Origin of the sequence: Bacillus sp. FSL M7-1020, assembly GCF_038050415.1 — a bacterium.
Classification (GTDB): domain Bacteria; phylum Bacillota; class Bacilli; order Bacillales; family Bacillaceae_G; genus Bacillus_A; species Bacillus_A toyonensis.
Map to the genome: position 1 here is coordinate 3,915,985 of NZ_JBBOTW010000001.1, position 26,816 is coordinate 3,942,800.

Here is a 26,816-nt window from a genome sequence, read left to right on the forward strand (position 1 = left end):
CCTTACATTATAACATACGCTTCTTTTCCTCATGAAAAAGAAACTCTATAAGAATATGTACAAGCTACGCACTCATATATTTCGATAGAAGAACGTATGAAGGAGGATAACTCGATGAATCTCATTAAACAAATTGTGAATAAAAAATTAAATCATATTTCTACAAAAGAGTTATTGAAATATAGTAAAGAATATGAAGTTTCAATTACAACTGCACAAGCTGATCAAATTGTTTTACTTATGAAAGGAAAGAATATTAACATTTATGATAATAATGAGCGACTAGAACTCTTAAAACAAATCGCAAAAGTAACTTCCCCTGCTACCGCGCAACAAGTAAACACTTTATTTCAGCAACTACTAAAATAAGGAGGGGATACCCCCCTCCTTATTGCGCTTTAATTTTTTCAAGAATCCCCTCATCAAAAGTACCGTTTTTCAGCATTTCGATTTCTAATTTATATGGTGGCTTCTTATCTTTTTTATCTTCACCTACATATGGTGTTTCAAGAATTTTTGGCACGTTCATTAACTGCGGATGATGTACAATATGATGCAATGCTTTATAACCGATATGACCAAAACCGATATTTTCGTGACGGTCCTTTCCGGCCCCACGCACATTTTTACTATCATTAATATGAAGCACTTGTAATCGATCTACACCAACAATCTTGTCAAATTCGTTCAATACACCGTCAAAATCATTTACAATATCATAACCCGCATCATGCGTATGACACGTATCAAAACATACAGATATCTTTTCATTATATTTTACACCATCAATAATCTTTGCAATTTCCTCAAAGCTACGACCACACTCTGTTCCTTTTCCAGCCATCGTCTCTAGCGCAATGTTAACCGTCTGTTCAGGCGTTATTACTTCATTAAGCCCTTTAATAATTTGTTGAATACCTGCATCTGCTCCAGCACCAACGTGCGCTCCTGGGTGAAGAACAATTTGTTTCGCAACACCTAATACCGCTGTTCTTTCAATTTCCATGCGCAGGAAGTCTACACCTAATTGGAATGTTTCTGGCTTCGTCGTATTACCAACGTTAATAATATATGGTGCATGGACGATAATTTCCTCAATACCATTCAGTTCCATATGTTTACGTCCTGCTTCTATGTTCAATTCTTCAATTGGTTTTCTTCGTGTATTTTGCGGTGCACCTGTATAAATCATAAACGTCGTTGCACCGTATGAAACAGCCTCTTCACTTGCTGCTAATAACATTTTCTTACCACTCATTGAGACATGAGATCCAATCTTTAACATACAATCACCTCTTCAATATACAATAGTTATAATGATAGCATAATTTGTAGAAATATGTAGTGAATTGTTTGTTCACAAAAAACGCACTACACAAATTTATATGACTATTTAAACAGACTATACTCTTCATTTAAATGAACTGGATTAAGTGAAGCTTTAATCCATATTTTTCTACCCATATTGATTACGACTCTCACAAATAGCTGGATAAAAAAAAGATAAGGGAAATCCCTTATCTTTTTTTATTGCTATATTTTTTCTTCACTTTGTCACGTTCTGTTGCAAGTTTTCGCTTATAGTTTGGTTTTACTTTTTTCGGCTTTTTAACAACTTTTGTTGCCATAACATCTAGTCCATCATTTGGTTTTTTACGACTCTTACGACGACGACGGTCACCTAAATCCGCCCACTCATCTCCGCGTAAATCTACATGCTTAAATTCGATATGACGTTGTTTTTCCAAACTATCTAACGCTTCTTCATTTGCTGGATCATAAATTGTCACTGCAATCCCTGAATGACCCGCACGTGCAGTTCTTCCAACGCGGTGAACGAAGAAATCTAAATCTGATGGAAGTTCATAGTTAATAACATGGCTAATTCCTTCAATATCAATACCGCGTGCCGCTAAATCTGTTGCGACAATGTATTGGAACTCTAAATCACGAACTTGTTTCATCATTTTTTTACGATCACGTGGTGATAAATCACCGTGTATACGCCCTACTTTTAACCCACGTTCAGCTAATCCATCGGCTACTTCATCAGCCTTCTTCTTCGTGTTTGTAAACACAATTGCTAAGTACGGTTTAAATTGAAGTAGCATATTTTTCACTAATTCAATTTTATTACGGTGTCTTGAAGGCACAAGGTAATGCTCAATATTTCCTGCTGCAACTTGTTTCGGATTAATATGAATATGTTCTGGATTCTCCATATATTTCTTCAAAAATGGTTTTAATTTTTGAGGAATTGTTGCAGAGAAAACTAGCATTTGCAAGTTTTTAGGCATACGTGCTGCAATTTTATCTACATCTTGAATGAATCCCATATCAAGCATTAAATCCGCTTCATCGACAATAATAGTATCCGCTTTATAAACAAATAGCGCCTTTTCTTCTACTAAGTCTTTAATACGTCCTGGTGTTCCAACTACAATATGTGGTTGTTTTTTCAACTTTTCAATCGATCGTTGTTTATCAGTTCCACCAATTAAACAACGTGCTGTAATCATTTGATCTTCTGCACAGAACTTTGTTAATTTCACGATTTCTTCGTAAATTTGTTGTGCTAACTCACGAGTAGGAGCTGTAATAACAAGCTGTACTTCTTCACGACTTGGATTAATTCTGTTTAATGTAGGAAGTAAGTATGCATGTGTTTTCCCAGAACCTGTTTGGGATTGTCCAATTACACTTACACCTTTTTTCACGACCGGGAAAATTTTCTGTTGAATTCCTGTCGGCTCTGTAAAGCGTAGTTCACGAATTGCATCTATTAAAAATGGTTTAAAATCATACTGTGTAAAAGTTTGTTGTGTCATAAGTTACACCTTCTTTCTAAATTTCTACTGCGCGCACAAATCAGTCAAGTCTACATTATATCGAAATCTACAAGTAAAATCCATCTTTAGTTTAGGTTTTTACTTCAAAAACTAACCTTCTTCACTCTTATTGCATATTGTATGTGTATATACCTAACTGAAGAAAGGAGGATTTCTCACATGTTTCCAAAATCTCCCGTAAGGCAAATGTATCCGAATCCAGGCCAACAACCTTATACACCATACCCCATTCCACAACTACCACCGATGGCACAAAAAAAGAAAGGATTCCTTGCTAAACTCTTTAAAAAACACGATCCAACCGAACCTTTCATGCAAATGGTTCCGCCTTATCGACAAATAGACGGACAGCCGCCAATGATGCACCAACAACAGCCACCCCAATATCAACAGCAATATCAACAGCAATACCAACAACAATACCAACAACAATACCCGCATCAATACTCACAGCAATATCAACCATACATGCAGCAGTATCCAGAGCAAATGATTCCCCCTCAAATGTATGAATCAAACGAAACGCGCGGCGGTGCAGCCACTACAGCAGCATCTAGCAGCGGCATCGGCAGTTTTTTTTCGAATTTAATTTCGAATCCAACTAATATGATAAACAATATCGAAAAAGTATCACAAGTCGTTCAATCTGTAAGCCCTGTCGTCGAACAGTACGGTCCCATTATGCGTAACCTACCAAGCATTGTTAAAATCCTCACCTCTGGAAAAAGTACGGAAGAAGATCAAACTGAAGATCTAACAGAAAAGGTTGAGGTAGCAACTCCCCCTCCTCCACAAAAAAAAAGAAAAAGAAAAAAAATAGTGATTGAGCCAGCCATAGAAACAGAAGTACGAGAGGAGCCTGTTCAAAAAATAGCAACAAAACCCAAACTATATGTGTAACAATCCTTTGTTTTCTATCCTCTCCTCCTTTATAATGTAAAGGACTATGCACAAAAGTATCCCTTGTTTAGAAGGAGAGGATTACTCATATGAAAATTGTTAAAATTTCCCCTCGTGGTTATTGCTACGGTGTTGTCGATGCAATGGTAATTGCACGTAACGCTGCATTAGATAAATCATTACCGAGACCTATTTATATTTTAGGTATGATTGTTCACAATAAACATGTTACAGACGCTTTTGAAGAAGATGGAATCATTACGTTAGACGGACCAAGTCGCTTAGATATTTTAGATCAAATCGATTCTGGTACTGTTATATTTACTGCTCACGGTGTTTCTCCTGAAGTTAAACAACGTGCAAAAGAAAAAGGTTTAACGACAATCGATGCAACTTGTCCAGATGTTACAAAAACACATGACCTTATTGAAGCAAAAAAAGCTGAAGGATATCATGTCATTTATATCGGCAAAAAAAACCATCCAGAACCAGAAGGCGCGGTTGGTATTGCACCTGATATCGTTCACCTTATCGAAAGAGCGGATGATTTAGAAACATTAGAAATCCCAACGGATAAAATTTTAGTTACGAATCAAACAACGATGAGTCAATGGGATGTTCAACATTTAATGGAGGACATTCAGAAAAAATTTCCAACAGCAGAATTCCATAAGGAAATTTGTTTAGCAACTCAAGTTCGTCAAGAAGCTGTAGCTAAACAAGCGGATGTTGCAGATTTAACAATCGTTGTTGGTGATCCAAAAAGTAACAATTCGAATCGCTTAGCGCAAGTATCACAAGAAATTGCTGGTACGAAAGCTTACCGTGTTGCGGATGTAAGTGAAATTCAATTAGAATGGCTACAAGGTGTAGAAAACGTAGCTGTTACAGCAGGTGCTTCTACTCCAACACCAATTACAAAAGAGGTTATCGCTTTCTTAGATCAATATGACCCAATGAATCCGGCTACGTGGGAAAGAATTCGAAAAGTACCACTTCAAAAAATCTTACCTCGTGTAAAAGTGAAAAAAGAACAATAATAAAAACCGTTGCCTACATGAGCAACGGTTTTTATTATTCTTATACAAATGTGAATGGATCTGTATGTAACTGCGAAGCATGAATTTGTACATTGAATTTTTTCGCATCTACTTTTTCTTGCAGTTGCTTTTGCACAGCTTGCTTCATTACCTTTTCAACGTTATGTCCTGGATCAACTATATTTAAACCGAGCATCATCGCATCATGAGCGACATGATAATACATGTCACCTGTTACATATACATCTGCCCCTTTAAATTTCGCTTGGTTTATATATTTATTACCGTCCCCACCAAGTACAGCAACTTTACGCACTTTATCACCTAACTTGCCGACAACTCTTGCGCCCTTCACGTCTAATGATTGTTTCACATGTTCAGCAAACTGGCCAAGTGTCATTTCTTCTTGTAAATAGCCTATTTTTCCAAGCCCTAACGTTTCACCTTTATTATCAAGAGGATATACATCATATGCCACTTCTTCGTATGGATGAGCTGCCAACATCTCTTTCATAACTTTTCTTTGTAGTGAAGCTGGAATTATCGTTTCGATACGTACCTCTTCCACACGTTCTAACCGCCCAGTTTCCCCGATATAAGGATTTGTTCCCTCCTGAGGTACAAACGCGCCTGCTCCCTCACTACTGAACGTACAGTGGCTATAATTGCCGATATGACCCGCACCTGCGTCTCCTAATGCTTTACGAACCTCTTCTGCATGAGTTACTGGCACAAACACAACAATTTTTTTCATTTCTTCTGCGTATGTTGGAGCTAATACTTCTGTATTTTGTAATCCTAACGCATCAGCGAGTAAATCGTTTACTCCACCTTTAGCAACGTCTACATTTGTATGAGCGGCATAAACGGCAATATCATTCTTAATACACTTTTCAATAATTTTCCCATACGCTTTCTCTGTATGAATCGCTTTTAACGGATTAAAAATCAAAGGGTGATGCGCAATAATGACATTCGCTCCTAATTGAATTGCTTCATCTACAACCTCCTCCGTTACATCTAAAGCAATCAATACGTGCTGCACGGGTTTATTAAGCGCCCCGATCTGCAGGCCAATCTTATCCCCTTCCATCGCTAAATGCTTCGGGTACATACTTTCAAATAAAGAAATAACCTCATGGCCATTTGGAATTTTACTCATGATAAAATCTCCCCTATCATTTTCATTTTCGCTTCTACTTCTACACGTTTCGTTTTTGTCTCTTCAGAATCTGCTGCACGTTCTAATTGTTTTAAGATATTTTGGAAGTTTTTCAATTCTCCTTCCCACTTTTCAACAAAAGCCTCACCTTTTTCTTTTATTAAAAATGGACCCATAAATAATTCAGCTTGTTTATTATCCGAGTAAGGTGCTGCAATATTTCCTCGTTCCCCAACTAAAATTTCGTAAATTTTCCCGTCTTCTTTTACGATTTTCTCACGGATAAGCTCCCAGCCATTTTCAATAAACCATTCACGTATGTGATGTGCTGCAATGTTCGGCTGTAAAATTAAACGTGTTACACCTTCTAACTTTTCTTTACCACTTTCTAAAATGTCACGAATTAGTGCTCCACCCATACCAGCAACTGTAATTACATCTACTTCCCCTGGTGTAATTACTTCTAATCCATTCCCTTTACGAACGTCCACTTTATCTTGTAAGCCACTTTCAGCTACAGTTGCTTGCGCAGAACGAAACGGCCCATCTACAACTTCTCCTGCAACTGCTTTTGTAGCAATATTATTTATAATTGTATAACACGGTAAATACGCATGATCCGATCCAATATCAGCTACTGTAGATCCTACTGGAATCTCGCGCACAACTTCTTCTAATCGTTTTGAAAGCTTTACTTCATTCATGTATTTCCATTACTCCTTCTCTTGTCAGTCTGTCTCCATGATAATGAATTTATAGTAGTTGTTGCAAGCCCATAACAACAATTCCATTCTCTATTACTCATCGTATTTTAGAAAGTATAGAAAAACAAGCCTTTTGCAAAAGCAAAAGGCTTGTTTTATGGAACCTTATTTTTTCTTAGATAGCCAATCAGCTACTTTAGCCGCTTGATCAGCTGGAACTAAATTTGGCGGCATATTTCCTTTTCCTTTCGAAAGAATTTCTTTAATTTCATCCTTTGAAAGTTTTCCACCAATTTTTTGTAAATTAGGCCCTACCGCCCCTTGTAACTGATCGCCATGGCAGCTCGTACAGCTTTGCTTCACAATATCCTCTGGCTTTGATGCTGTTTGCGCTGGCTTCCCGCCATTTTTTGTATCAGCTAACTCTTTAGATTTATTTAGCCCCTGAAATGAAAATACAAACATAACGATAATACCTAATGCTGCAATAAGAGCGAACGGAATCAGCGGATTACGTTTCATATCTCTTCTCCCCCCTCTATACCCCTAAATAGTTAGATGATTCAGTCATTTCCATTGTACTTGAAAACGCTCTATCCGAAAAGAGTAAACTATCACTTGTTGAAAATATTACATAAATTCAGTTTATTGTTTTTTATTGTTATATCGCTTATTATTTCGATAATTATTAACGTTTCTCATCATATTTTTCGCTTTTCTACATATTTTTTTGTATAGAATAAACAAAATTAATCGAAAAATCGAAAAATGAGCATTTGCAAATCAAAAGACAATTCTGTAAAATAAATTACAAGAAATTGTAATCGTTGCCGATAGCTAAATTTTAACAAAATTTAACAAAACAAAAAAGTTTACTTCACAAAAGTGAAGTAAACTTAAAGTTAGCCTATTCTAAGAAATCCTTAAGACGCTTACTACGACTTGGATGTCTTAATTTGCGAAGTGCTTTCGCTTCAATTTGACGGATACGTTCTCTCGTTACGCCGAATACTTTCCCAACTTCTTCAAGCGTACGAGTTCGTCCATCATCTAAACCGAAACGAAGACGTAGAACATTTTCTTCACGATCTGTTAGTGTATCTAACACATCTTCTAATTGTTCTTTTAGCAATTCATACGCTGCATGGTCCGCAGGCGATGTTGCTTCTTGGTCTTCAATAAAGTCACCTAAATGGGAGTCGTCTTCTTCACCAATTGGTGTTTCAAGAGAAACTGGCTCCTGTGCAATTTTTAAGATTTCGCGTACTTTTTCTGGCGCAAGATCCATTTCTTCACCAATCTCTTCAGGAGATGGTTCGCGTCCTAAATCTTGTAACAATTGACGTTGTACACGAATTAACTTATTAATCGTTTCAACCATATGAACTGGAATACGAATTGTTCGCGCTTGGTCTGCAATCGCACGTGTAATTGCTTGGCGAATCCACCAAGTTGCATACGTACTAAATTTGAAACCTTTACGATAATCGAACTTTTCAACCGCTTTAATTAGACCCATATTTCCTTCTTGGATTAAGTCTAAGAAAAGCATACCACGGCCCACGTAACGCTTTGCAATACTTACTACAAGACGTAAGTTCGCTTCCGCAAGACGGCGTTTTGCTTCTTCATCGCCTTCTTCAATACGCGTCGCAAGTCGAATTTCTTCTTCAGCGGATAGTAAGTCAACGCGACCAATTTCTTTTAAGTACATACGAACAGGATCATTGATTTTCACACCTGGTGGCACACTTAAATCATTAAGGTCGAATTCTTCTTCCGTTTTTGTAATTTGGCGATTATTAGGACCTTCTTCGTTGTCGTTATCGCCAACTAAATCAATCCCTTGTTCACCTAAATATTCATAGTATTCATCCATTTGATCGGATTCAATTTCAAATCCATTCATGCGTTCTGCGATCTCTTCATATGTAAGAACGCCACGTTTTTTTCCGACCTCAGTGAGTTGTTCTTTCACTTGCTCAAGGGTCATTTCAGTTTCAATTTGTTTAGAACGAGCTGGTTTGTCAGCCATCTGTTCCCCTCCTTACGCGAGATACAAACATTCATTATACTAAATCTTTACCAAAAAAGCTATTTTCTCGCTTTTTGATTTTGTAAATATGCTACATAATATTTAGCAGCCTCTACAGGATCTGTTTTTTCCATCTGTTTTACTTTAAAGATGATTTCCATCTTTACAAGTTTTTCCTTATGACGTCTAAGCGTCTCTAAATGGCCTTGTAACACTTCTTCTGTGTATTCTGGATTAATAAATTCATCCGTCGAAATATCAGTGATAATGTTTTTCAACTTTTCATCAGAGAGCCAACTTAAAAATGTTCCGACTGAAGGTTCATTTCCCTTTTCATAATATGCGTATAGTTCATATAAAATCCCTTTATGTTCTTCTGTATGAAAATCTTCTATATGGGATTCCATGCGAACGGCTACTTCTGCACTTTGCAACATATGATAAATAATTTCTCTTTCTGCCCTTTCAAAACCTGTTAACTTCGGTTTTGTTTGAACAACTTGAGACGGCTTAGAAACCTGCTTTATTTGTTTTTGCTGTACCTTTTGTTCTTTGCGATATTGGTGCAATTGATTCAAAAGTGTTTCCATTGAATAAGAAAACTCTTGCGATAACGACTTCAAATATGATTCTGCCTGCATCGCGTCTTGTAACAACGACAACTCTTTTAAAACACTTTTCACATATTCTTCTTTGCCAGACTCATCTTGCAAATTTTTCCCTAAACGCAAATAATTTATTTTAAAACCAACAAAACTTATACTTGATTTCACAAGATTTTCAAAAGCGGTTGTCCCATATTGTTGCACATATTCATCAGGATCAAGCTTATCTGGCAAGGATGTGACTTTCACTTGGCAACCAACTTTTAACAGTAATTGCCCTGCTTTCATCGTCGCTTCTCGTCCTGCTTTATCACCATCATAGCAAAGAACAACAGTTTCAACGTTACGTCGCAGAAGTTTTGCTTGTTCTTCAGTTAAAGCTGTTCCCATTGTCGCAACAGCTTCTTCCACACCACTCTTTACCGCAGCTAGTACATCGGCATACCCTTCAAAAAGGACTACTTGCCCACGCTTTCTAATAAACGGCCTTGCTTGGTGGAAGTTATACAACAATTTACTTTTGTGAAAAATCGGTGTTTCAGGGCTATTTAAATATTTCGGAGTGTCATCTCCTAAAGCCCTTCCACTAAACGCTATCACCTTACCTTGTAACGTATGGATTGGAAACATAACTCTTCCACGGAAGCGATCATAATGACTACCATCCTTCTCACTTCTTATTAGAAGACCGGCTTGTTCCATACTAGACAGCGATAAACCTCTTTTTTGTAAAATTTTCGTTGCAGCATCCCAAGCAAGCGATGCATAACCAATTTCAAACTTCTCAATCATCTCTTTCGTAATACCACGGTTTAATAAATATGAAAGTGCTTCATTTCCCTCTTCCGTATTTACTAATAAATGATGATAATACTTTTTCAAAAGTTCGTGAGCCTGTTGCATGATGACAGTGTCATCAGATATGTCTTCTTGTTGTACTTGCCCTGATGTATACTCTGCAACCGCAATTCCATTTCTTTCACCTAACTTTTGAACAGCCTCGGTAAAAGCAAGTCCTTCCATTTTCATTAGAAAGGAAAATACATTTCCACCTTCTCCACATCCGAAGCAATGAAAAATTTGCTTATCAGATGAAACAGAGAATGAAGGAGAATTCTCACCATGAAATGGACAAAGGCCGAAATAGTTACGTCCCTGCTTTCTAAGTTGAACGTATTCACCAATCACTTCTACAATATCGGATGACGTCCGAATCTGTTCAACAACTTCTTCGGGAATTCTGTTGCCCATAACTCCATCTCCGTGTCGTATTTTGTATTCGATATAAATTAAAAAATTCCTTTATAATTCGACAATATTTTTTCTAAACTTGTTAGAAAGTATTGTCGATCACATTGTGTAAACGACTTCGGACCTCTTATATAGGCCCTTTGTCTGCGTAACTTCGCAGATACATACTACTATATAAAATTGTATTCATATGCTCATCTATTACAAATGCACCTCTTGAAGACAATACATATACACCTTTTTTACAAGAAGACTAGCAAGCCTCATATACTGTATGATCATGAGATCTGTTACCTTTGCAAGTTGATAGATATAAATCAACTTCATCTTGTCCAGAATCTACATAAATCCAATTGCCTTGCTGTTTTCTTGAACGATGAGTATACGATGCGACAAACACAATTTCGACATGAAATTCAGTTCCAACTTGCACAATCTCATCCTTCACGGGATATGCATCTGCATCAACTAATACGTTATTGATGTTTTGCATATTTCTGTATTCTACATCCCTTCTGTGAATCCTTCCATAATGTGCGTTTTCTTGTATAGATTTTGTCGATTTAATGTAATTACATGTCTTTTTTGTAAATCCTATCCCTAGTTTATTCTGAAAAATTAAAGTCTAAACGTAAAATATAGGTTTTTATCACAATTTTTTATTATAATATATTTTCTTCAACTACGCTACATATCCCTTTATTTTTTCATCTTCTACTTTAGGATAACTAAACCATGCTTTTCACATAATAAAAAAACAGAAGAATATAAGTATAACCACTCCGCTATAATCTATTACTAATCCAACAAGTATCGTATTTCATATGAGCGAAAAAAGCACATTCACCTTCGGTAAATGTGCTAAAACATTTTTTGGTTTTGCACTGCATTCACAATAATATTTGCTGTTTCTTCAATCGCTTTATTCGATACATCAATTACTTGACAATTTATTTTACTAATTACTGCTTCAAAGTGATCAATCTCTTCTTGAATACGATTAATATTGGCATATGTTGCGCCGTCACTTAATCCAAGTGATTTTAATCGTTCTTTTCGAATATGATTTAACTTATCCGGTGTAATTTTCAAACCGAAACATTTCTCTTTTGCCACTTGATATAATTCCTCAGGTGGATCCACTTCTGGTACAAGCGGCACATTGGCAACTTTCAACCGTTTGTTATGAGCTAAGTATTGAGAAAGTGGTGTTTTTGATGTACGTGAAATTCCAATTAACACGATATCCGCTTTTAAAATACCTCGTGCATCTCTACCATCATCGTACTTTACAGCAAACTCAATTGCTTCAATCTTTTTAAAGTACTCTTCATCTAATCTACGAACAACACCCGGCTCATATCTCGGCACTTGCCCTGTAATTTCTTCAATTTGATCGATAAGAGGTCCGATAATATCGTATGCCTCTACCCCTTCTTTTGCAGCCTCTTTCACTAAATACTGGCGCATTTCCGGCTTTACTAACGTAAAACAAATAAGCGCTTGATTACTCTTAGCAATCGAAATCACTTCTTTTAATGTCCCTGTATCTTCTACATACGGTACACGTCTAATATCAGGAGCAAATGGGAATTGCCCCATTGCTGCTCGAACAACTAAATCAGCCGTTTCTCCTACAGAGTCAGATACGACATATACGATTTTATTATCCATTACATTACCTCACTTTAAACAAATTACACTTATTCGTTATTTACTAGGTTTACAAACGCACGTGTAATATTTGTTTTTGTAATTCGTCCAATTACTTCTAAACCTTGCTTCGTATCTTTCACAACCGGCATCGCATCAATCTGTCTTTCTATTAATTCCATCGCAATATCATATAAAGAATCTTCTCTACGACACATGGCAATGTTTGGCATCCTTGTCATGATAATATTAACCGGAAGAGAGGTTAAATCCTGCTTCCCTAAGCTAGCTCTTAATAGATCTTTTCGAGACACAACACCAACTAATAGTGTAGATTGATCTACAACAAACAATGTACCAACATCCTCTAAAAACATCGTACAAATTGCATCGTATACTGATACATTTTTATCAATTACAGCCGGTCTAGATTGATAATCTTGCACTTTAATTTTCTTAACAGCTTCAGATAATAGCTGCCCCCCAGTTTTCCCCGTATAAAAATAACCTACGCGTGGACGCGCTTCTAAATAACCAGCCATCGTTAAAATTGCTAAGTCTGGTCTTAGCGTTGCACGTGTTAAACCCAATTGCGCAGCAATTGACTCCCCTGTAATAGGACCGTGATCTTTTACAATCTGAATGATATGTTCTTGCCGTTTATTCAGCTCTATGATAATCACCACCTTTAATGCACAACGAAAAAAGTTATACTATCTCTTAAATATTATATACTAAATATGCTATTCGAAAAAGAAAGTATGTAAAAAGGACCGTATACGGCCCCAAATTATATTTGAAACTTATCAAGTTGCTCTAGGAAACGTCTTGATTTCAAATAAATTCCGCAATATTCATCATAATATGTATTCAATACTAAGCGCATTTGTTTTTTTGTGCTATCCTTCACTGATACATTGCCGAGCCTATGTAAATCGAAATGGAAGAAAAGACGTAACAATTTATGTACAGCTTCTCCCACCGGTATACGATACGGATCTTGCTCCGCATGACGTGAGCACAGAAAACCGCCTTCCCTGACAGAGAAGGCGACAAAATCTGTTTCTTGATGACAAATCGCACATGTATCAAAATACGGGCGCATCCCTAATACCGGAAGCATTTTCGTTTGATAAATTAATGATAATACTTCTGGATCAACACCCTCACACATATAATGCAACGTTTGATATAACATTTCAAATAAGTACGGATTATGTTTTTTATCTTCTGTTGCTTTATCAGTTAACTCAACAACAAATGATGCATAAGCAGTTAAAAATATATCCTCGCGAATTTCTTTCATAGTTGAAATAATCTCGCCTTGTTGCAAAGTTCCAAGCCCAGATCCCACTTGAATAAGAAAATGCCCATGTGTCATAAGTTGCGAAACAGATGCTAACCGACTTTTCGGTTTTTTCGCTCCTCTTGCCATTGCACTTATCTTACCGAATTCTCTTGAGAATATTGTAACAATCTTATTCGTTTCTCCGTAATCTGTCGTACGGATAACGATGCCCTCAACTTTTTGAAACATGTTCGTCACCATCCAAGGTTTGAACAAAACGGGTCAAGAAATTGGAGAGTCTAGATGCGCTAGCTCCTCATCATGTTGATCCATCTCATCGTTTACGTCTTTTTCCATCTCTTTTAAAAGCAAATACGTTTCAATGCTTCCTGTTTTGGAGAAAAACTTCCAGGTAAAATCTAGCATAAGAATCCACCTTTCTCAATAAGCGTAGCCTATAAACCAATTTCCTTTGTTATTAAATTGACCCATTTTGTCCATTTTCATGTGAGAAAAATTTTTCCTAATTTATTAAAGTTTACAAAAACCAATAATCAGCGGATGAGCAAACATCCACTGATTACAGCCTTACTTTATTTTAGTACTCGTCTTCGCGGAAACCAAGATCACGAAGCTGAGACATCTTATTGCGCCAATCTTTTTGTACTTTTACCCATACCTCTAAAAATACTTTAGAACCAAGAAGTGCTTCAATATCAAAACGAGCTCGTTTCCCGACTTCTTTTAACATCTTCCCTTGTTTCCCAATAATAATTCCTTTTTGTGACGCACGTTCAACAACAATCGTTGCATTTATATAAACTGCACCGCCCTCACGCTTCTGAATTGCATCAATAACAACCGCTACAGAATGTGGCACTTCTTCACGTGTTAAATGTAGTACTTTTTCACGAATAAGCTCTGCAATAATAAATCGCTCCGGATGATCCGTTACTTGATTATCTGGGTAGTATTGCGGTCCTTCTGGTAAATATTTTTTAATTGCTCCAATTAACGCTTCTACATTATTACCGTCTAATGCAGAAATTGGTACAATTTCTGCAAACTCATGTAGTTTACGATATTGATCAATTAACTCTAATAATTGCTCTGGATGAACTTGGTCAATTTTATTAATTACCAAAAATACCGGTTGTTTCGTTTCTTGTAATTTCTCAATAATGAATTCCTCACCACGACCAAATCCTTCAGTTGCATTGACCATAAACAGCACAATATCAACTTCTTTCAATGTCGTTTGAGCCATCTTCACCATGAAGTCACCTAGTTTATGTTTCGGTTTATGTATTCCTGGTGTATCAATGAAAATTACTTGTGAATCATTTTCTGTATATACGCCTTGAATTTTATTACGAGTCGTTTGTGGCTTGTCACTCATAATGGCAATTTTTTGGCCGATAATACGATTTAAAAATGTAGATTTCCCAACATTCGGTCTGCCAATAATAGAGACAAAACCTGATTTATAACCTTTTCTATTCATGTAAATCCTCCGCTAAAAATGCTCCTGGTAACAATTCTCCGACTGTCGTCTCTTGAACGTCACCATGTAAATTTGATAGGTATACTTTCGTATCCTGTTTACATAATTCTACCATAACTTGTCGACATGCTCCACAAGGAGGTACTGGGCGTTTTGTATCTGCTACAACCGCAATAGCTACAAACTCTTTATCCCCTTCAGAAACTGCCTTAAATAAAGCAGTTCTTTCTGCACAGTTGCATAAGCCATATGATGCATTCTCAACATTACAGCCACGATATACTTTTCCATCGTGCGTTAATAATGCTGCACCTACTTGAAATTTTGAATATGGTACGTACGCTTGTTTACGCGCTTCGATTGCTTCTTGAATTAATTGTTTACTATTCATATCCCGCATCCTTCCTGTTCACAGCTGTGAATAGATACACTCTCTCACTAAAGGCCTTTATAGCACTTCCTAGGCTTAATAAAAGCTTCGGAATGCAACTATACCACATACGGTACAAAGATAATAGCACCAATTATAACGGCTATAACTGCAAAGAGTAAAACCGCTCCTGCTGCGACATCCTTTGCAATTTTCGCAAATGGATGTATACCAGCAGTCACTAAGTCTACTGTTTTTTCCACAGCCGTATTTACCATCTCTAAACCCATTACAATCCCTATCACAATAAGTAATACCACCCACTCTATTTTCGTAATATGGAAATAAAAGCCGCAGCATATAACAATGACTGCGGCTAAATAATGAATTCTCATATTTCTTTCATGACGAAGACAAAAGAATATACCAACTATAGCATATCCAAAACTATCTAAAAGTTTTCCTTTTTTCATCGTCCTAATCCAAATGCTTCTAAAATTTCTTTTTGTCTTCCAAACATTTCTTTTTCATCTTCTTCTGTCATGTGATCATAACCAAGCAAATGTAAAAAGCCATGTAACGCTAAAAACCCAAGTTCCCTATCAAAAGAGTGTCCATATTCTTCAGCTTGCTCTTTCGCTCTTGGAATAGAAATAATAAGATCTCCTAACATACGTGGCATCTCCGCACCGACAATTTCCATTTCACCTTCTCCCATTTCTTCCATAGCGAAAGAAATAACATCCGTAGGCTGATCCTTATCTCGGTAATCACGGTTTATTTCACGAATACGTTCATTATCTACAAACGTAACCGATAATTCTGCCCCTTCTTCTATGTTTTCCATTTGAGCCGCTTTCTCTACCAGCTCTCGAATCAAACTTATATAATCGTCTTTCACTTCTTCTGTTTCATCAATAAAATCAATTAATAAACTCATTCTTTCTCCTTCTCTTCCGGTAGTTCCGGATATGTAATACGCGAATGGAAAATACCATTTAACGTCTCGCATAACGTTTTTCCAACGATTTGTAGCTCTTTAAATGTCAAATCACATTCACTAAATTGTCCATCTTGCAAACGATCTTTAATAATACTTTGCACTAAATTATTAATTTGATCTGGCGTTGGATGATTCATAGAACGCACCGCGGCCTCTACACTATCAGCAATACCAACAATCGCCGACTCTTTAGAAGTTGCTTTGGATCCTGGATAACGGAACATCTCTTCTGTATATTTTTCTTTATCTTCTTTAATCGCCTTATAGTAAAAATATTTAAGTAACGTTGTACCATGATGTTGTCCAGCAATATCAATAATTTCTTGCGGAATATGGTACTCTTCTAGCATCCTCACCCCGTCCGTTACATGAGCGATAATAATATCTTTACTCGTTACAGGGGCGAGTTTATCATGTGGGTTTTCAATCCCCATCTGATTTTCAATAAAGAACTGTGGTTGTACCGTTTTTCCTACATCATGATAATACGCCCCTACACGGGCTAATACACCATTTGCCCCGACTGCTTCACAAGCAGCTTCAGAAAGATTCGCTACCATTACACTATGGTGATATGTCCCTGGCGCTTCTAGCAAAATCTTACGCAAAAGCGGATGATTTGGACTTGATAGTTCCATAAGCTTCATACTTGATACAATGCCAAGTCCACTCTCTAAATATGGTAAAATCCCCATAGCTAACACCGAAGAGATAATCCCTGAAACAGAAGCCATCAATAATTGTGTACCAATTTCAAGAGGCGAAAAATTCCCATTACGCAACAATAATAACGCTGCCAATACGACCACATTTAACACAGAAACGAGTATACCCGCTTGTAAAATCATCGTACGACGATTTTTTTCTCTCAAGAAAATACTAACTGATAGTGAACTTAGTAACACATAGATCCCCACACTATAATTCAGGGTGCTCGTTACTCCTTCATTAAACATAATGCTTCCGCATACAGAAAAAATCATGCTTGTTAAAAAAACAAATCGATCACCAATCATTAGTTTTACAAGTATTGTTCCCATTGCAACTGGAACGACATACGCGATCCCTGCATATTCAAGCTTTTGGAACAAGCTAATGATTTTCATTAAAACGATCGTGATCGACAAAATGGTAATGTACGCTAAAATATACGGTCTATCTTCCCTTTTCCGTTGTAAAAATACTTCAAATTGCTTATGCATAAAGTACAATAGCACACCAATGAGTACCGCTAATCCAACATAGGGTTGAAAACTGTTCCCTTTTTCTAACAGACCAACTAATTTCAACTGATTGTACATATCACTTGAAATCGTTTCACCTTCTCTAACAAGGACTTGCCCTTGAAGAATATAAACAGGTGGAACTAAATCTTCTTCCGCTTTTCTCTTCTCTTTTGTTAAGGTCGGATCATAAAAATAGTTTGCAGAAATCGCATATTTCCCTAACGCCTTAATAGATTCCTTTAAACCATTATCAACATTAACACTATTCATCTCACTTACATATCGTTCCTTCGCATCCTTCAATTCGTCCATTTTAATATGCTCAGTCATGATACTATTAATAGCTGTAACTGCTGCATCTTTTGCTAATACTAATTGGTTCGAATCTGCATTAATTAAGTTTAGTAAGTTTAAATCAGATAATTCTTTCGTTAAATCAGTAGGCAATTTTTTTTTCAACTTGTCCACTTTTTCAGCATCAGTAATCTTTTTTTGCTCATCCGGCCCAACCGCTTTAATCTCTTGTATCACTTCATCTACTTTAGCAAAGACGTCATTCACAATATCCACTTTATTTTGTTTATACTCACTTTTATATGTATATTGATCTTCAACTTTTGTAGCGGCTTCTTTTTTCTTTTTGTCCGTTGTAACTTTATCTTCAATTTTAATAGGAGAATGGATTGTTTTTTTCGCAATAGAATATGTTGTAACATCTAATTGCTCTGGTTTTACATTATTCATAAGTGCAAAAAACAGCACTGCTCCTAATAAAACGTAAGAAATCCAACTTAGTTTTTTCGAATGTTGTAAATTACGAAACCACTTAGAAATTTCTTGAGATCTTGACATGATTTCAATACCTTCTCCTCTCCAGAAATAAAGTGAAACTATTTATAGCTTTCGTTTCTTCTAACAAGCGACACTTTTAGAATCATACGTCATTTATCGCTTATACTCTTCTTCTTTCATGATAGTAAAAAAATTGCTATTCGCCAACCTTATCATACAAAAAGAAATGATCCTGACAAATAGGATCATTCCATTTTATCATACGCCTCAATAATACGTTGCACTAACGGATGTCTCACAACGTCGCTTTGCTCTAATGTAATGAACGAAAGTCCTGATACACCAGATAAAACATTTGTAGCAATAGAAAGACCTGATTTTGCCCCTTTTGGCAAATCTACCTGCGAAGGATCCCCTGTTATAACCATTTTAGAACTAAAACCTAATCTTGTTAAAAACATTTTTATTTGGACACCAGTTGTATTTTGCGCTTCATCTAAAATAACAAATGAATCATCAAGCGTACGCCCTCTCATATAAGCAAGAGGCGCGATTTCAATTACACCTCGCTCCATCATACGCTGCGTATATTCTTGTCCAAGAATATCGTGCAGTGCATCATACAATGGACGTAAATATGGATCTACCTTCTCTTTTAAATCCCCTGGTAAAAAACCTAAACTCTCTCCAGCTTCTACAGCAGGCCTTGTTAGAATAATTTTCTTTACATACCCTTGTTTTAACGCTCTTACAGCCATTACTACAGCTAAGTACGTTTTTCCAGTTCCAGCAGGTCCTATCCCAAATACAATATCATTCTTCTTCATCGCATGAATATATCGTCTTTGTCCCATTGTTTTTACACGAATAGATTTACCCTTTGCCGTTTTAAAAATTTCTTCTTCATATAACTCTTCAAATTGAGCAATTTTCCCTTGTTGTGCGAGCTGAATTGCATACGCAACATCTCTTTCTGTAATGGATACACTTTTACGAATAACAACAAGTAATTGCTGTAAGATTTTTTCTACGAGTGTCACGTTTTCATCTGCCCCAGACACATGAACTGTTTCACCTCTAGTTACGATAGATACATTAAGTTCTCGTTCCATTACTTTTAAATGAGCATCATTGACTCCAAAAAGAGCGATTGCTTCGTTAGTATTTTCCAATTGTTGGTTCATTTCTACTAATTGTTCTGCCATTACTCAGTCTCCTTGAATATCGGATTCGGATATCGGTTGTGACTCTGCAATATTTTCAATTACAGTATAATGCAATGTAACTTTTAGTTGATCCGCCTCAACCTCTTTACTCAAAATCTTATCACTTACAATCATAGCATGTTCATCCAATTTTTTCTTTAGTTCTTTTTCGGCCATCTCTTTCGCTACTTTCAATGCCTGTTTTTCTGTGTATTCTCGATTCGCTTCTTCCTCTTCTCGTACAATATCTTTTTCATATGCAATCGGTAATGTAAAACCAAATAATTTCACATCATGTTTTACATGTTCAGTACGAGAGCGTTTATACTTATCATGTTGAAATCCCCATATTTTTATTTTTGCACTCCCAAACTTAAGAAAGTATTCATTATACGCATTACCAGTATACACTTGAAATTGTGTTTTCAGCGGCACACTCACCTCGGATGTATACCAAGTTTCTCCATATACAATGCCTTTCGCCGAAACAACTGACGGGTTTTCCTCATTACCATATACACCTGATACAAGAAGTTGTCCTTTTTCAACATGGTCATTTTTCATAACGACTGGTTTCCCAACCTCTACAAACGTTTTTGTAATAATTGCTTCTTTTTTTGCCACTAAATTTTGTGGATGCTGTTCCTTTTCTTTTTTCGGCTCGTTTTTTTCCACAATTTTAAAATGATAGGTGGTCCCTCTTACTTCCAGCCCCGCCCAAGTAATCGCATTAATATTGTCCGTCAAATGGCGTTGCACATCTTCTACACTAGGCATTTGAAACTGTAGTTTTCCTTTCTTAATACCCATTTTATCCAATTCTTTCATCAATATATATTCTGTTTCAGGTTTCGCTCCTGTAATCTCAATTTTCCAAACCATATTTGACATTGCAATCATACCAAAAAAGAAAATTAAAAAACCGATTAAAAATCCACTATTTTTAATTAAACGCTTATTCCAAAAAGGAAAACCGTAGCGTCCAATGAAATATAATTTACATTCATTTTTTCTATAAATTGGTTTTAATTTTTTCACATCGCGTAACAACATACAAAAAACTAACGTTTCATCAGCAATCTTCTTAACATCCCAAACTAATAATTTTCTACGTACGCATTCATTAACGAACCGTTCCGCTCCTCTACCTTCAATTCGTACTTTTACATATCCAAGCCACTTTATAAACCATTTATTTTTCATCTACTACCTCCACTACCTTTCCAAAAAGTAGACATACTACTTTTCACTTTAATTAGCAAAATAGCTCGTACGAAAATGAAATAAAGAGTTTTACTGCCCATAAATAGCGAGATAACTGAATAGTAAGGTCGAATCACGAGAATAAAGAAGAAAAACTTCACATACGGAAGTTTCCCTCACTCCTTTTGCTTTTCACTTTCTAAAAACATCACTTGCTCAATGATCCCTTCAAGCAAAAGCTCCTCTGGAAGGATTGTTTTAATAACGAAGGATTGCCCCTTAATTAATAATTGACCATGTTTTAGCAACAATCTTACTTCTTTATCTGAAAACACTAATAAACCTTGATGATTTTCTATATAGATATGCACTTGCCCAACAAGCGTGATCCGAGGTAGATCCATTAGCACATCCACTGGCAGGTCTATTTGCTTCGTTAACCAATTCTTCATTTGTTCTAATTTTTTCATCTTAAAAGACCTCCTCTCATCCCATATGTATGAAAAAAGAGCTTGTAATATCACGTCCAAACTGAAAAAAAGCATAAAAAAACGTCTCATACGAAATGAGACGTTTTTTTATGCTAATAGCTGGATAACCAGCTTATTCACAAGTGATCCGTCTGTTTTACCTTTTACTTTCGGCATAACAGCAGTCATCACCTTACCCATATCTGCTTTTGATGTCGCACCAACTTCAGAAATAACTTGCTTGATTACATCAATCAGGTCTTCTTCAGTTAATTGCTCCGGCAAATATGCGCTTAAAATCTGAATTTCACTTTGCAGTTTATCAACAAGGTCTTCACGACCAGCTTTTTTAAATTCAAGGAGGGAGTCCTTATACTGTTTTACTTCACGAGCTAAAACTGTTAATTCCTCTTCTTCAGTAAGAGTATGTTGCAGTTTAATACCTTCATTTTGTAAAGCAGCCTTAACCATACGAATAACGGTTAATTTTTCTTTTTGTTTATTCTTCATCGCTTGTTTCATATCATCGTTTAAACGACCGAGAAGACTCATAACTTACACCCTCTCTTAGAATTTACGCTTTCTTGCCGCTTCAGATTTCTTCTTACGTTTTACACTTGGTTTTTCATAAAACTCGCGCTTTCTTGCTTCAGCAAGTGTACCAGTTTTAGAAACCGATCTTTTAAAACGGCGAAGTGCATCCTCCAAAGACTCGTTTTTACGAACGACTGTTTTTGACATTCTCTTTCCCTCCCTCCGAAACATCACACTTACATACTAACTTCAGCATGCAAAAAGAAACACTTCTTCAGCATGTCTTTTACGATTATAATACATTTTATCACTTCAGGTCAACTATTTGACAGAATAAAAGAGGAATAGATGCTCTTCCTTTTTTAAAGCTATGCAAATAGCTATCATCCTTTTCCACTGAAAACAACTATATTTTTATCATTGCACCTTTTCAACACTTAACTTTTCCATGAAAAAAGAAAGCATGCAAACCGTTTCCGTTTGCATGCTTTTTTTACGCGCTCGCTGATTCTTTTTTCACATCATCTTCAATAACACGAACAAATTGCGCTTCGTTATATGGATAACCAGCTTTCGTAATTTTCACTTTCACTAGCTTACCAATTAATTCTTCTGACCCTTCAAAGACAATTTTCAAATAGTTATCTGTATAACCTACATATAACCCTTCACGGTCGCCATCTTTAAATTGCTCTTCCGGGATAATTTCAAGCACTTCTCCTTCAAACCGTGAAGCATACTCTTTCGCTAATTGATTAGATAGTTCAATTAAACGGTGAACACGATCGTTCTTCACATCTTCAGGAACTTGATCTTCCATACGCGCTGCAGGTGTTCCCGTACGTTTTGAATAAGGGAATACGTGTAACTCAGAGAAGCGATTCTCTTTAATGAAATTGTACGTTTCCATAAATTCTTCTTCTGTTTCACCTGGGAAGCCAACAATTACGTCTGATGTAATCGCAAGACCTGGTAACGCTTCTTTCAAACGATCTAAACGCTCTTGGAAAAATTCCATCGTATACTTACGACGCATACGTTTTAATACAGTATTAGATCCTGATTGCAACGGAATGTGCAAGTGGCGTACAACTACTTCAGATTTGTCTAACACTTCTATTACTTCATCTGAAATTTGACTCGCTTCAATAGAAGAAATACGAAGACGTTTTAATCCACCTACTTCCGCTTCCATATCACGAAGTAATCCAGCTAAGTTATAATCTTTAATATCTTCACCGTATCCACCTGTATGAATACCAGTTAATACGATTTCTTTATAGCCTGCATCCACTAATTGCTGCGCTTGTTTAATAACTTCTTTTCCATCACGAGAACGCATTAAACCACGCGCCCAAGGAATAATACAGAACGTACAGAAGTTATTACAACCTTCTTGTATTTTTAATGAAGCACGTGTACGATCCGTGAAATATGGTACATCAAGTTCTTCGTATACACGTGTTTTCATAATGTTACGGACAGCATTAATTGGTTGACGCTCTTTACGGAATTCTTCGATGTATCCTAACATCTTTTCACGATCTTGTGTACCAACTACAATATCTACACCTGGAATTGCCATAATTTCAGCTGGAGATGTTTGCGCATAACATCCCGTTACACAAATAACCGCATCTGGATTTTGACGCACAGCACGTCTAATTACTTGACGGCTTTTTTTATCTCCAGTATTTGTTACTGTACATGTATTAATAACATATACATCAGATTTCTTTTCATATTCAGTTCTTTCATAACCACCTTGTTTAAACAATTGCCAAATAGCTTCTGTTTCATAGTGGTTTACTTTACAACCTAACGTGTGGAACGCAACAGTTGACATTGATCATCACCCCATCAATTCAAAATGATAAGAAGCAGCACTTAACGCATAAAGCGGTGCCGTTTCCGTTCTTAAAATCCTTGGTCCTAAACTACATAGTACAAATTTATGTTCACGAAGCGCTGTAATCTCTTCCTCAGCTAAACCGCCTTCTGGGCCAAATACAATTAATAGCTTTTGACCTGGTTTCATTGTCGTTAAAGCTTTCGCAAAATTAGATTTCTCGCCTTGTTTTGCTACTTCTTCATACGCAACAAGACAAACATCATACTCACCACTCATTGAAAGCAATTGCTTAAACGATGCTGGAGCATGTACTTCTGGAACTTCACTTCTATGCGATTGTTCCGCAGCTTCTTTCACAATTTTTCTTAAACGCTCAACTTTTTTATCAGCTTTTTTCGCATCCCATTTTACGATAGAGCGAGATGCTTGAAATGGTAAAAATGTGGCTGCCCCAAGCTCGGTTCCTTTTTGAAAAATTAACTCTAGCTTGTCTCCTTTTGGCAGTCCACTTGCAATCGTCACGAACACAGGAAGTTCACTCGATGCCTCTACCCATTCTACAATAGCTGTCTCAACAAATTCACTGGTAATTTCATCAATTGAACATACTGCTGTTTTTCCGTTTACACAGCAATAAATGTGATCACCAGCTGACATACGCATTACTCTCGCAATATGATGTACATCATCACCTACAATGCGAATCTTTGCTTCACTTACATATTTTTCTTCTACAAAATAACGTTGCATATAATCACCTTAGTAGAGTTTCGTTCCTTTCGTAAGTCAACACTTACGAAAAGAACGAAACGTTATCATTTTTCATATAACAAACGGCAAGTCCCTCACCTTATAGTGAGAGACTCCCCTTTTCATTATAAACTAAAATCTATATTACGCATTTCGTGCAATAATTGCTACCCAATCATCCATTCGTAATACTTCTTCAATTGTAAATCCAGCTTTTTCTAACGCCTCAGAAATTACTTTTTCTTTCGCTGCAATAATACCAGATGTAATGAATAATCCACCTGATTTTACAACTCGTGCTGCATCTTCAGGGAATAGAAGAATAATTTCTGCTAATAAATTCGCTACGATTAAATCAACAGGTCCTTCAATACCTTCTAAAAGACTATTTTGTCCAACAGATACGATATCATCTGTTTTATTTAAACGTACATTCATTTCCGCACTTTCCACTGCAACTGGATCTAAATCGTATGCTTGAACAGAAGACGCACCTAATTTTGCCGCTGCAATACTAAGTACACCTGAACCCGTTCCTACATCAATGACAGTATCACCTGATTGAACTGTTTTTTCTAAAGCACGAATACACATCGTTGTTGTTGGATGAGTTCCTGTACCAAACGCCATACCCGGGTCTAATTCAATGATTTTTTCATCTGGAGAAGATGGTGTGTATTCTTCCCATGTCGGTACGATTGTGAATGTATCAGAAATTTGTACTGGATGGTAATACTTTTTCCAAGCAGTAGCCCAATCTTCTTCATTGACTTCGTTAATGGTAATATTTCCAGTACCAATTTCAATGTCGTAAGATGGAAGCACATCAATAGATGATTTTACACCCGCAATCGTTTCCTGTAAAGAATCCGTTTGTGGGAAATATGCTTTTACTAATACACCCTCTGCCGGGTATTCATCTGGGTTCAATGCATAAATTTCACCATATTGTTGCTCGCGCTCTTTCGTCAACTCTGCTGGATCCTCAATCGCAACTCCACTAGCACCAGCTTCATGTAAAATATGAGAGACAGCTTCTACTGCTTCTTCTGTTGTATGAATACTAACTTCTGACCATTTCACAATTTACCAACTCCATTTTTTATTTCCATTATTCCCCTTTGAAAGCACGTTTAAGCTTTCCGAATAAACTATCATCCTGCTCTTCTTGCCCTGCAAATTCACGTAATAAATCTTTTTGATGTGAATTTAATTTTGTTGGTACAACAACACGAACGACTACATATTGATCTCCTTGACCGTATCCACGTACGTTTGGAGCACCTTTTCCTTTTAAGCGGAATTCTGTTCCTGTTTGTGTTCCTGCTGGAATTTTCAGCTTCACTTTCCCATGAACAGTAGGAACTTCTACTTCAGCACCAAGTGCCATTTGCGCAAATGTTAATGGCATTTCGCAAATAATATGATCACCTTCACGCTCGAAGAATTCATGATTTCTTACATGAACAACTACATATAAATCTCCTGCCGGTCCACCATTTACGCCCGCTTCACCTTTTCCAGATACACGAATTTGTTGGCCATTATCAATACCAGCTGGAATCTTAACGTTAATTTTTTTACGCTTACGTACTTTACCTGAACCATGACATGTCGTACATTTTTCTTTAATCATTTGACCAGTTCCTGAACAATGACCACAAGCTTGACGGTTTACAATACGACCAAACGGTGTATTTTGTTCTACACTTACTTGACCTGATCCTGAACAATGTTTACATGTTTCTTTTGAAGTTCCTGGTTTTGCCCCGCTACCTTTACAAGTATCACATGGATCTTCTACTGGAATTTCAACGTTTAACTCTTTACCAAAAATAGCTTCTTCAAAGTCTAAAGTGACTTGATATTGTAAGTCAGCACCTTGGCGCGGAGCATTTGGATCACGACGTCTGCCGCCACCGCCGCCAAAGAACGAACTAAAGATATCTTCAAAACCGAAGCCACCGCCGAAGTCTCCTCCGCCACCGAAGCCTTGATTTGCACCAGCATGACCAAATTGATCGTACTGCGCACGCTTTTGATCATCGCTCAACACTTCGTATGCCTCTTGTACTTCTTTAAACTTTTCAATTGCATTTTCTTCTTTACTCACGTCTGGATGGTATTTTTTAGCCAAACGACGATACGCTTTTTTAATTTCATCTTTTGAAGCGCCCTGGCTAAGTCCAAGGACCTCATAATAGTCTCGTTTACTCATAAATTTGCAACCCCCGAATCTTTCACATAAACGTAATTTTAACACCGAAAGAAAGTGCTTTGCAACAAAGTTTCCTCACTTACAGTATGCAAGGTAAAAAACTTAAGATCCTCACACATTTCTCCTCATTTATGAAAAAAGCCAAAGCCAAGGCACGCTTGACTTTGACTTTTTGTCATCTTACTTATTATGTTTGTACTTA

At 36.7% G+C, this 26,816-nt stretch carries 29 protein-coding genes; 3 read left to right on the forward strand and 26 right to left on the reverse strand.

Going from position 1 to position 26,816, the window contains the following annotated elements; genetic code table 11:
* Positions 1–114 precede the first annotated feature (114 nt).
* Positions 115–369: a DUF2624 domain-containing protein gene (locus tag MHB70_RS20040; RefSeq protein WP_001048958.1), complete on the forward strand. Its 255-nt coding sequence runs from the start codon at positions 115–117 to the stop codon at positions 367–369.
* A 19-nt stretch (positions 370–388) separates the two neighbouring features.
* On the opposite strand, the gene MHB70_RS20045 is transcribed toward MHB70_RS20040, so the two are convergent.
* Positions 389–1,285, reverse strand: a complete 897-nt coding sequence (locus tag MHB70_RS20045) for a deoxyribonuclease IV (protein ID WP_061529646.1) — start codon at positions 1,283–1,285, stop codon at positions 389–391.
* 232 nt (positions 1,286–1,517) lie between these two features.
* On the reverse strand, positions 1,518–2,828 hold the full coding sequence (locus tag MHB70_RS20050) for a DEAD/DEAH box helicase (RefSeq protein ID WP_000194009.1): 1,311 nt from the start codon (positions 2,826–2,828) through the stop codon (positions 1,518–1,520).
* Between the two features lie 180 nt (positions 2,829–3,008).
* Here MHB70_RS20050 and vrrA point away from each other — a divergent pair, with 180 nt between their 5' ends.
* Positions 3,009–3,749: a VrrA/YqfQ family protein gene (vrrA, locus tag MHB70_RS20055; protein WP_061529647.1), complete on the forward strand. Its 741-nt coding sequence runs from the start codon at positions 3,009–3,011 to the stop codon at positions 3,747–3,749.
* An 89-nt stretch (positions 3,750–3,838) separates the two neighbouring features.
* Complete coding sequence (locus tag MHB70_RS20060) at positions 3,839–4,789, forward strand: 4-hydroxy-3-methylbut-2-enyl diphosphate reductase (RefSeq protein WP_000706652.1); 951 nt, start codon at positions 3,839–3,841, stop codon at positions 4,787–4,789.
* 40 nt (positions 4,790–4,829) lie between these two features.
* On the opposite strand, the gene MHB70_RS20065 is transcribed toward MHB70_RS20060, so the two are convergent.
* The 24 genes from MHB70_RS20065 to dnaJ form a co-directional block, all read right to left on the reverse strand.
* Positions 4,830–5,951: a Nif3-like dinuclear metal center hexameric protein gene (locus MHB70_RS20065; RefSeq protein WP_000036258.1), complete on the reverse strand. Its 1,122-nt coding sequence runs from the start codon at positions 5,949–5,951 to the stop codon at positions 4,830–4,832.
* A complete protein-coding gene (locus tag MHB70_RS20070) occupies positions 5,948–6,655 on the reverse strand; it encodes a tRNA (adenine(22)-N(1))-methyltransferase (RefSeq protein WP_001006556.1) in 708 nt (235 codons plus the stop codon). The genes MHB70_RS20065 and MHB70_RS20070 overlap by 4 nt, the downstream gene beginning before the upstream one ends.
* A 165-nt stretch (positions 6,656–6,820) precedes the next feature.
* Entirely contained in the window at positions 6,821–7,177 is a 357-nt protein-coding gene (gene cccA, locus MHB70_RS20075) for a cytochrome c550 (protein ID WP_000828151.1), read from the reverse strand.
* A gap of 385 nt (positions 7,178–7,562) precedes the next feature.
* The gene (gene rpoD / locus MHB70_RS20080; protein WP_000764067.1) at positions 7,563–8,690 is read right to left on the reverse strand and encodes an RNA polymerase sigma factor RpoD; all 1,128 of its coding nucleotides are present in this window, start codon (positions 8,688–8,690) and stop codon (positions 7,563–7,565) included.
* Positions 8,691–8,749: 59 nt separating this feature from the next.
* Positions 8,750–10,546: a DNA primase gene (gene dnaG, locus MHB70_RS20085; RefSeq protein WP_000528230.1), complete on the reverse strand. Its 1,797-nt coding sequence runs from the start codon at positions 10,544–10,546 to the stop codon at positions 8,750–8,752.
* Between the two features lie 253 nt (positions 10,547–10,799).
* Positions 10,800–11,039: a DUF188 domain-containing protein gene (locus MHB70_RS20090; RefSeq protein ID WP_002039621.1), complete on the reverse strand. Its 240-nt coding sequence runs from the start codon at positions 11,037–11,039 to the stop codon at positions 10,800–10,802.
* Positions 11,040–11,407: 368 nt separating this feature from the next.
* A complete protein-coding gene (locus MHB70_RS20095; RefSeq protein ID WP_000368950.1) occupies positions 11,408–12,220 on the reverse strand; it encodes a pyruvate, water dikinase regulatory protein in 813 nt (270 codons plus the stop codon).
* Positions 12,221–12,249: 29 nt separating this feature from the next.
* Positions 12,250–12,882, reverse strand: coding sequence for a helix-turn-helix transcriptional regulator (locus MHB70_RS20100; RefSeq protein WP_000583755.1), 633 nt, complete (start codon positions 12,880–12,882; stop codon positions 12,250–12,252).
* A 107-nt stretch (positions 12,883–12,989) separates the two neighbouring features.
* Entirely contained in the window at positions 12,990–13,736 is a 747-nt protein-coding gene (recO, locus tag MHB70_RS20105; protein ID WP_000487005.1) for a DNA repair protein RecO, read from the reverse strand.
* A 33-nt stretch (positions 13,737–13,769) separates the two neighbouring features.
* Positions 13,770–13,913, reverse strand: a complete 144-nt coding sequence (locus tag MHB70_RS20110; RefSeq protein WP_000883923.1) for a YqzL family protein — start codon at positions 13,911–13,913, stop codon at positions 13,770–13,772.
* Positions 13,914–14,085: 172 nt separating this feature from the next.
* Complete coding sequence (era, locus tag MHB70_RS20115) at positions 14,086–14,991, reverse strand: GTPase Era (protein WP_001080234.1); 906 nt, start codon at positions 14,989–14,991, stop codon at positions 14,086–14,088.
* The gene (locus tag MHB70_RS20120) at positions 14,984–15,382 is read right to left on the reverse strand and encodes a cytidine deaminase (protein ID WP_001086291.1); all 399 of its coding nucleotides are present in this window, start codon (positions 15,380–15,382) and stop codon (positions 14,984–14,986) included. The genes era and MHB70_RS20120 overlap by 8 nt, the downstream gene beginning before the upstream one ends.
* Before the next feature lie 98 nt (positions 15,383–15,480).
* On the reverse strand, positions 15,481–15,834 hold the full coding sequence (locus MHB70_RS20125) for a diacylglycerol kinase family protein (protein ID WP_061529648.1): 354 nt from the start codon (positions 15,832–15,834) through the stop codon (positions 15,481–15,483).
* Positions 15,831–16,301, reverse strand: a complete 471-nt coding sequence (gene ybeY, locus MHB70_RS20130) for an rRNA maturation RNase YbeY (RefSeq protein WP_000054674.1) — start codon at positions 16,299–16,301, stop codon at positions 15,831–15,833. Before ybeY ends, MHB70_RS20125 begins: the two co-directional genes overlap by 4 nt.
* Positions 16,298–18,442, reverse strand: coding sequence for an HD family phosphohydrolase (locus tag MHB70_RS20135; RefSeq protein ID WP_000091505.1), 2,145 nt, complete (start codon positions 18,440–18,442; stop codon positions 16,298–16,300). The genes ybeY and MHB70_RS20135 overlap by 4 nt, the downstream gene beginning before the upstream one ends.
* A 185-nt stretch (positions 18,443–18,627) precedes the next feature.
* Positions 18,628–19,587 (reverse strand): PhoH family protein, encoded by a 960-nt coding sequence (locus MHB70_RS20140; protein WP_000840526.1) that lies wholly within the window; start codon positions 19,585–19,587, stop codon positions 18,628–18,630.
* 3 nt (positions 19,588–19,590) lie between these two features.
* Entirely contained in the window at positions 19,591–20,790 is a 1,200-nt protein-coding gene (gene yqfD / locus MHB70_RS20145) for a sporulation protein YqfD (protein ID WP_000792488.1), read from the reverse strand.
* 176 nt (positions 20,791–20,966) lie between these two features.
* Entirely contained in the window at positions 20,967–21,260 is a 294-nt protein-coding gene (gene yqfC / locus MHB70_RS20150; protein ID WP_000732262.1) for a sporulation protein YqfC, read from the reverse strand.
* A gap of 108 nt (positions 21,261–21,368) precedes the next feature.
* A complete protein-coding gene (locus MHB70_RS20155) occupies positions 21,369–21,812 on the reverse strand; it encodes a GatB/YqeY domain-containing protein (protein ID WP_000054576.1) in 444 nt (147 codons plus the stop codon).
* 15 nt (positions 21,813–21,827) lie between these two features.
* The gene (gene rpsU / locus MHB70_RS20160; RefSeq protein ID WP_000048061.1) at positions 21,828–22,001 is read right to left on the reverse strand and encodes a 30S ribosomal protein S21; all 174 of its coding nucleotides are present in this window, start codon (positions 21,999–22,001) and stop codon (positions 21,828–21,830) included.
* 286 nt (positions 22,002–22,287) lie between these two features.
* Complete coding sequence (gene mtaB, locus MHB70_RS20165; protein ID WP_000108699.1) at positions 22,288–23,640, reverse strand: tRNA (N(6)-L-threonylcarbamoyladenosine(37)-C(2))-methylthiotransferase MtaB; 1,353 nt, start codon at positions 23,638–23,640, stop codon at positions 22,288–22,290.
* A 6-nt stretch (positions 23,641–23,646) separates the two neighbouring features.
* A complete protein-coding gene (locus tag MHB70_RS20170; protein WP_061529649.1) occupies positions 23,647–24,396 on the reverse strand; it encodes a 16S rRNA (uracil(1498)-N(3))-methyltransferase in 750 nt (249 codons plus the stop codon).
* 144 nt (positions 24,397–24,540) lie between these two features.
* Positions 24,541–25,479 carry a 50S ribosomal protein L11 methyltransferase gene (prmA, locus tag MHB70_RS20175; protein ID WP_000872124.1) on the reverse strand — a complete coding sequence of 313 codons (939 nt, stop codon included), beginning with the start codon at positions 25,477–25,479 and terminating at the stop codon, positions 24,541–24,543.
* A gap of 28 nt (positions 25,480–25,507) precedes the next feature.
* Positions 25,508–26,614, reverse strand: coding sequence for a chaperone protein DnaJ (dnaJ, locus tag MHB70_RS20180; RefSeq protein ID WP_000043956.1), 1,107 nt, complete (start codon positions 26,612–26,614; stop codon positions 25,508–25,510).
* Between the last annotated feature and the right edge of the window lie 202 nt (positions 26,615–26,816).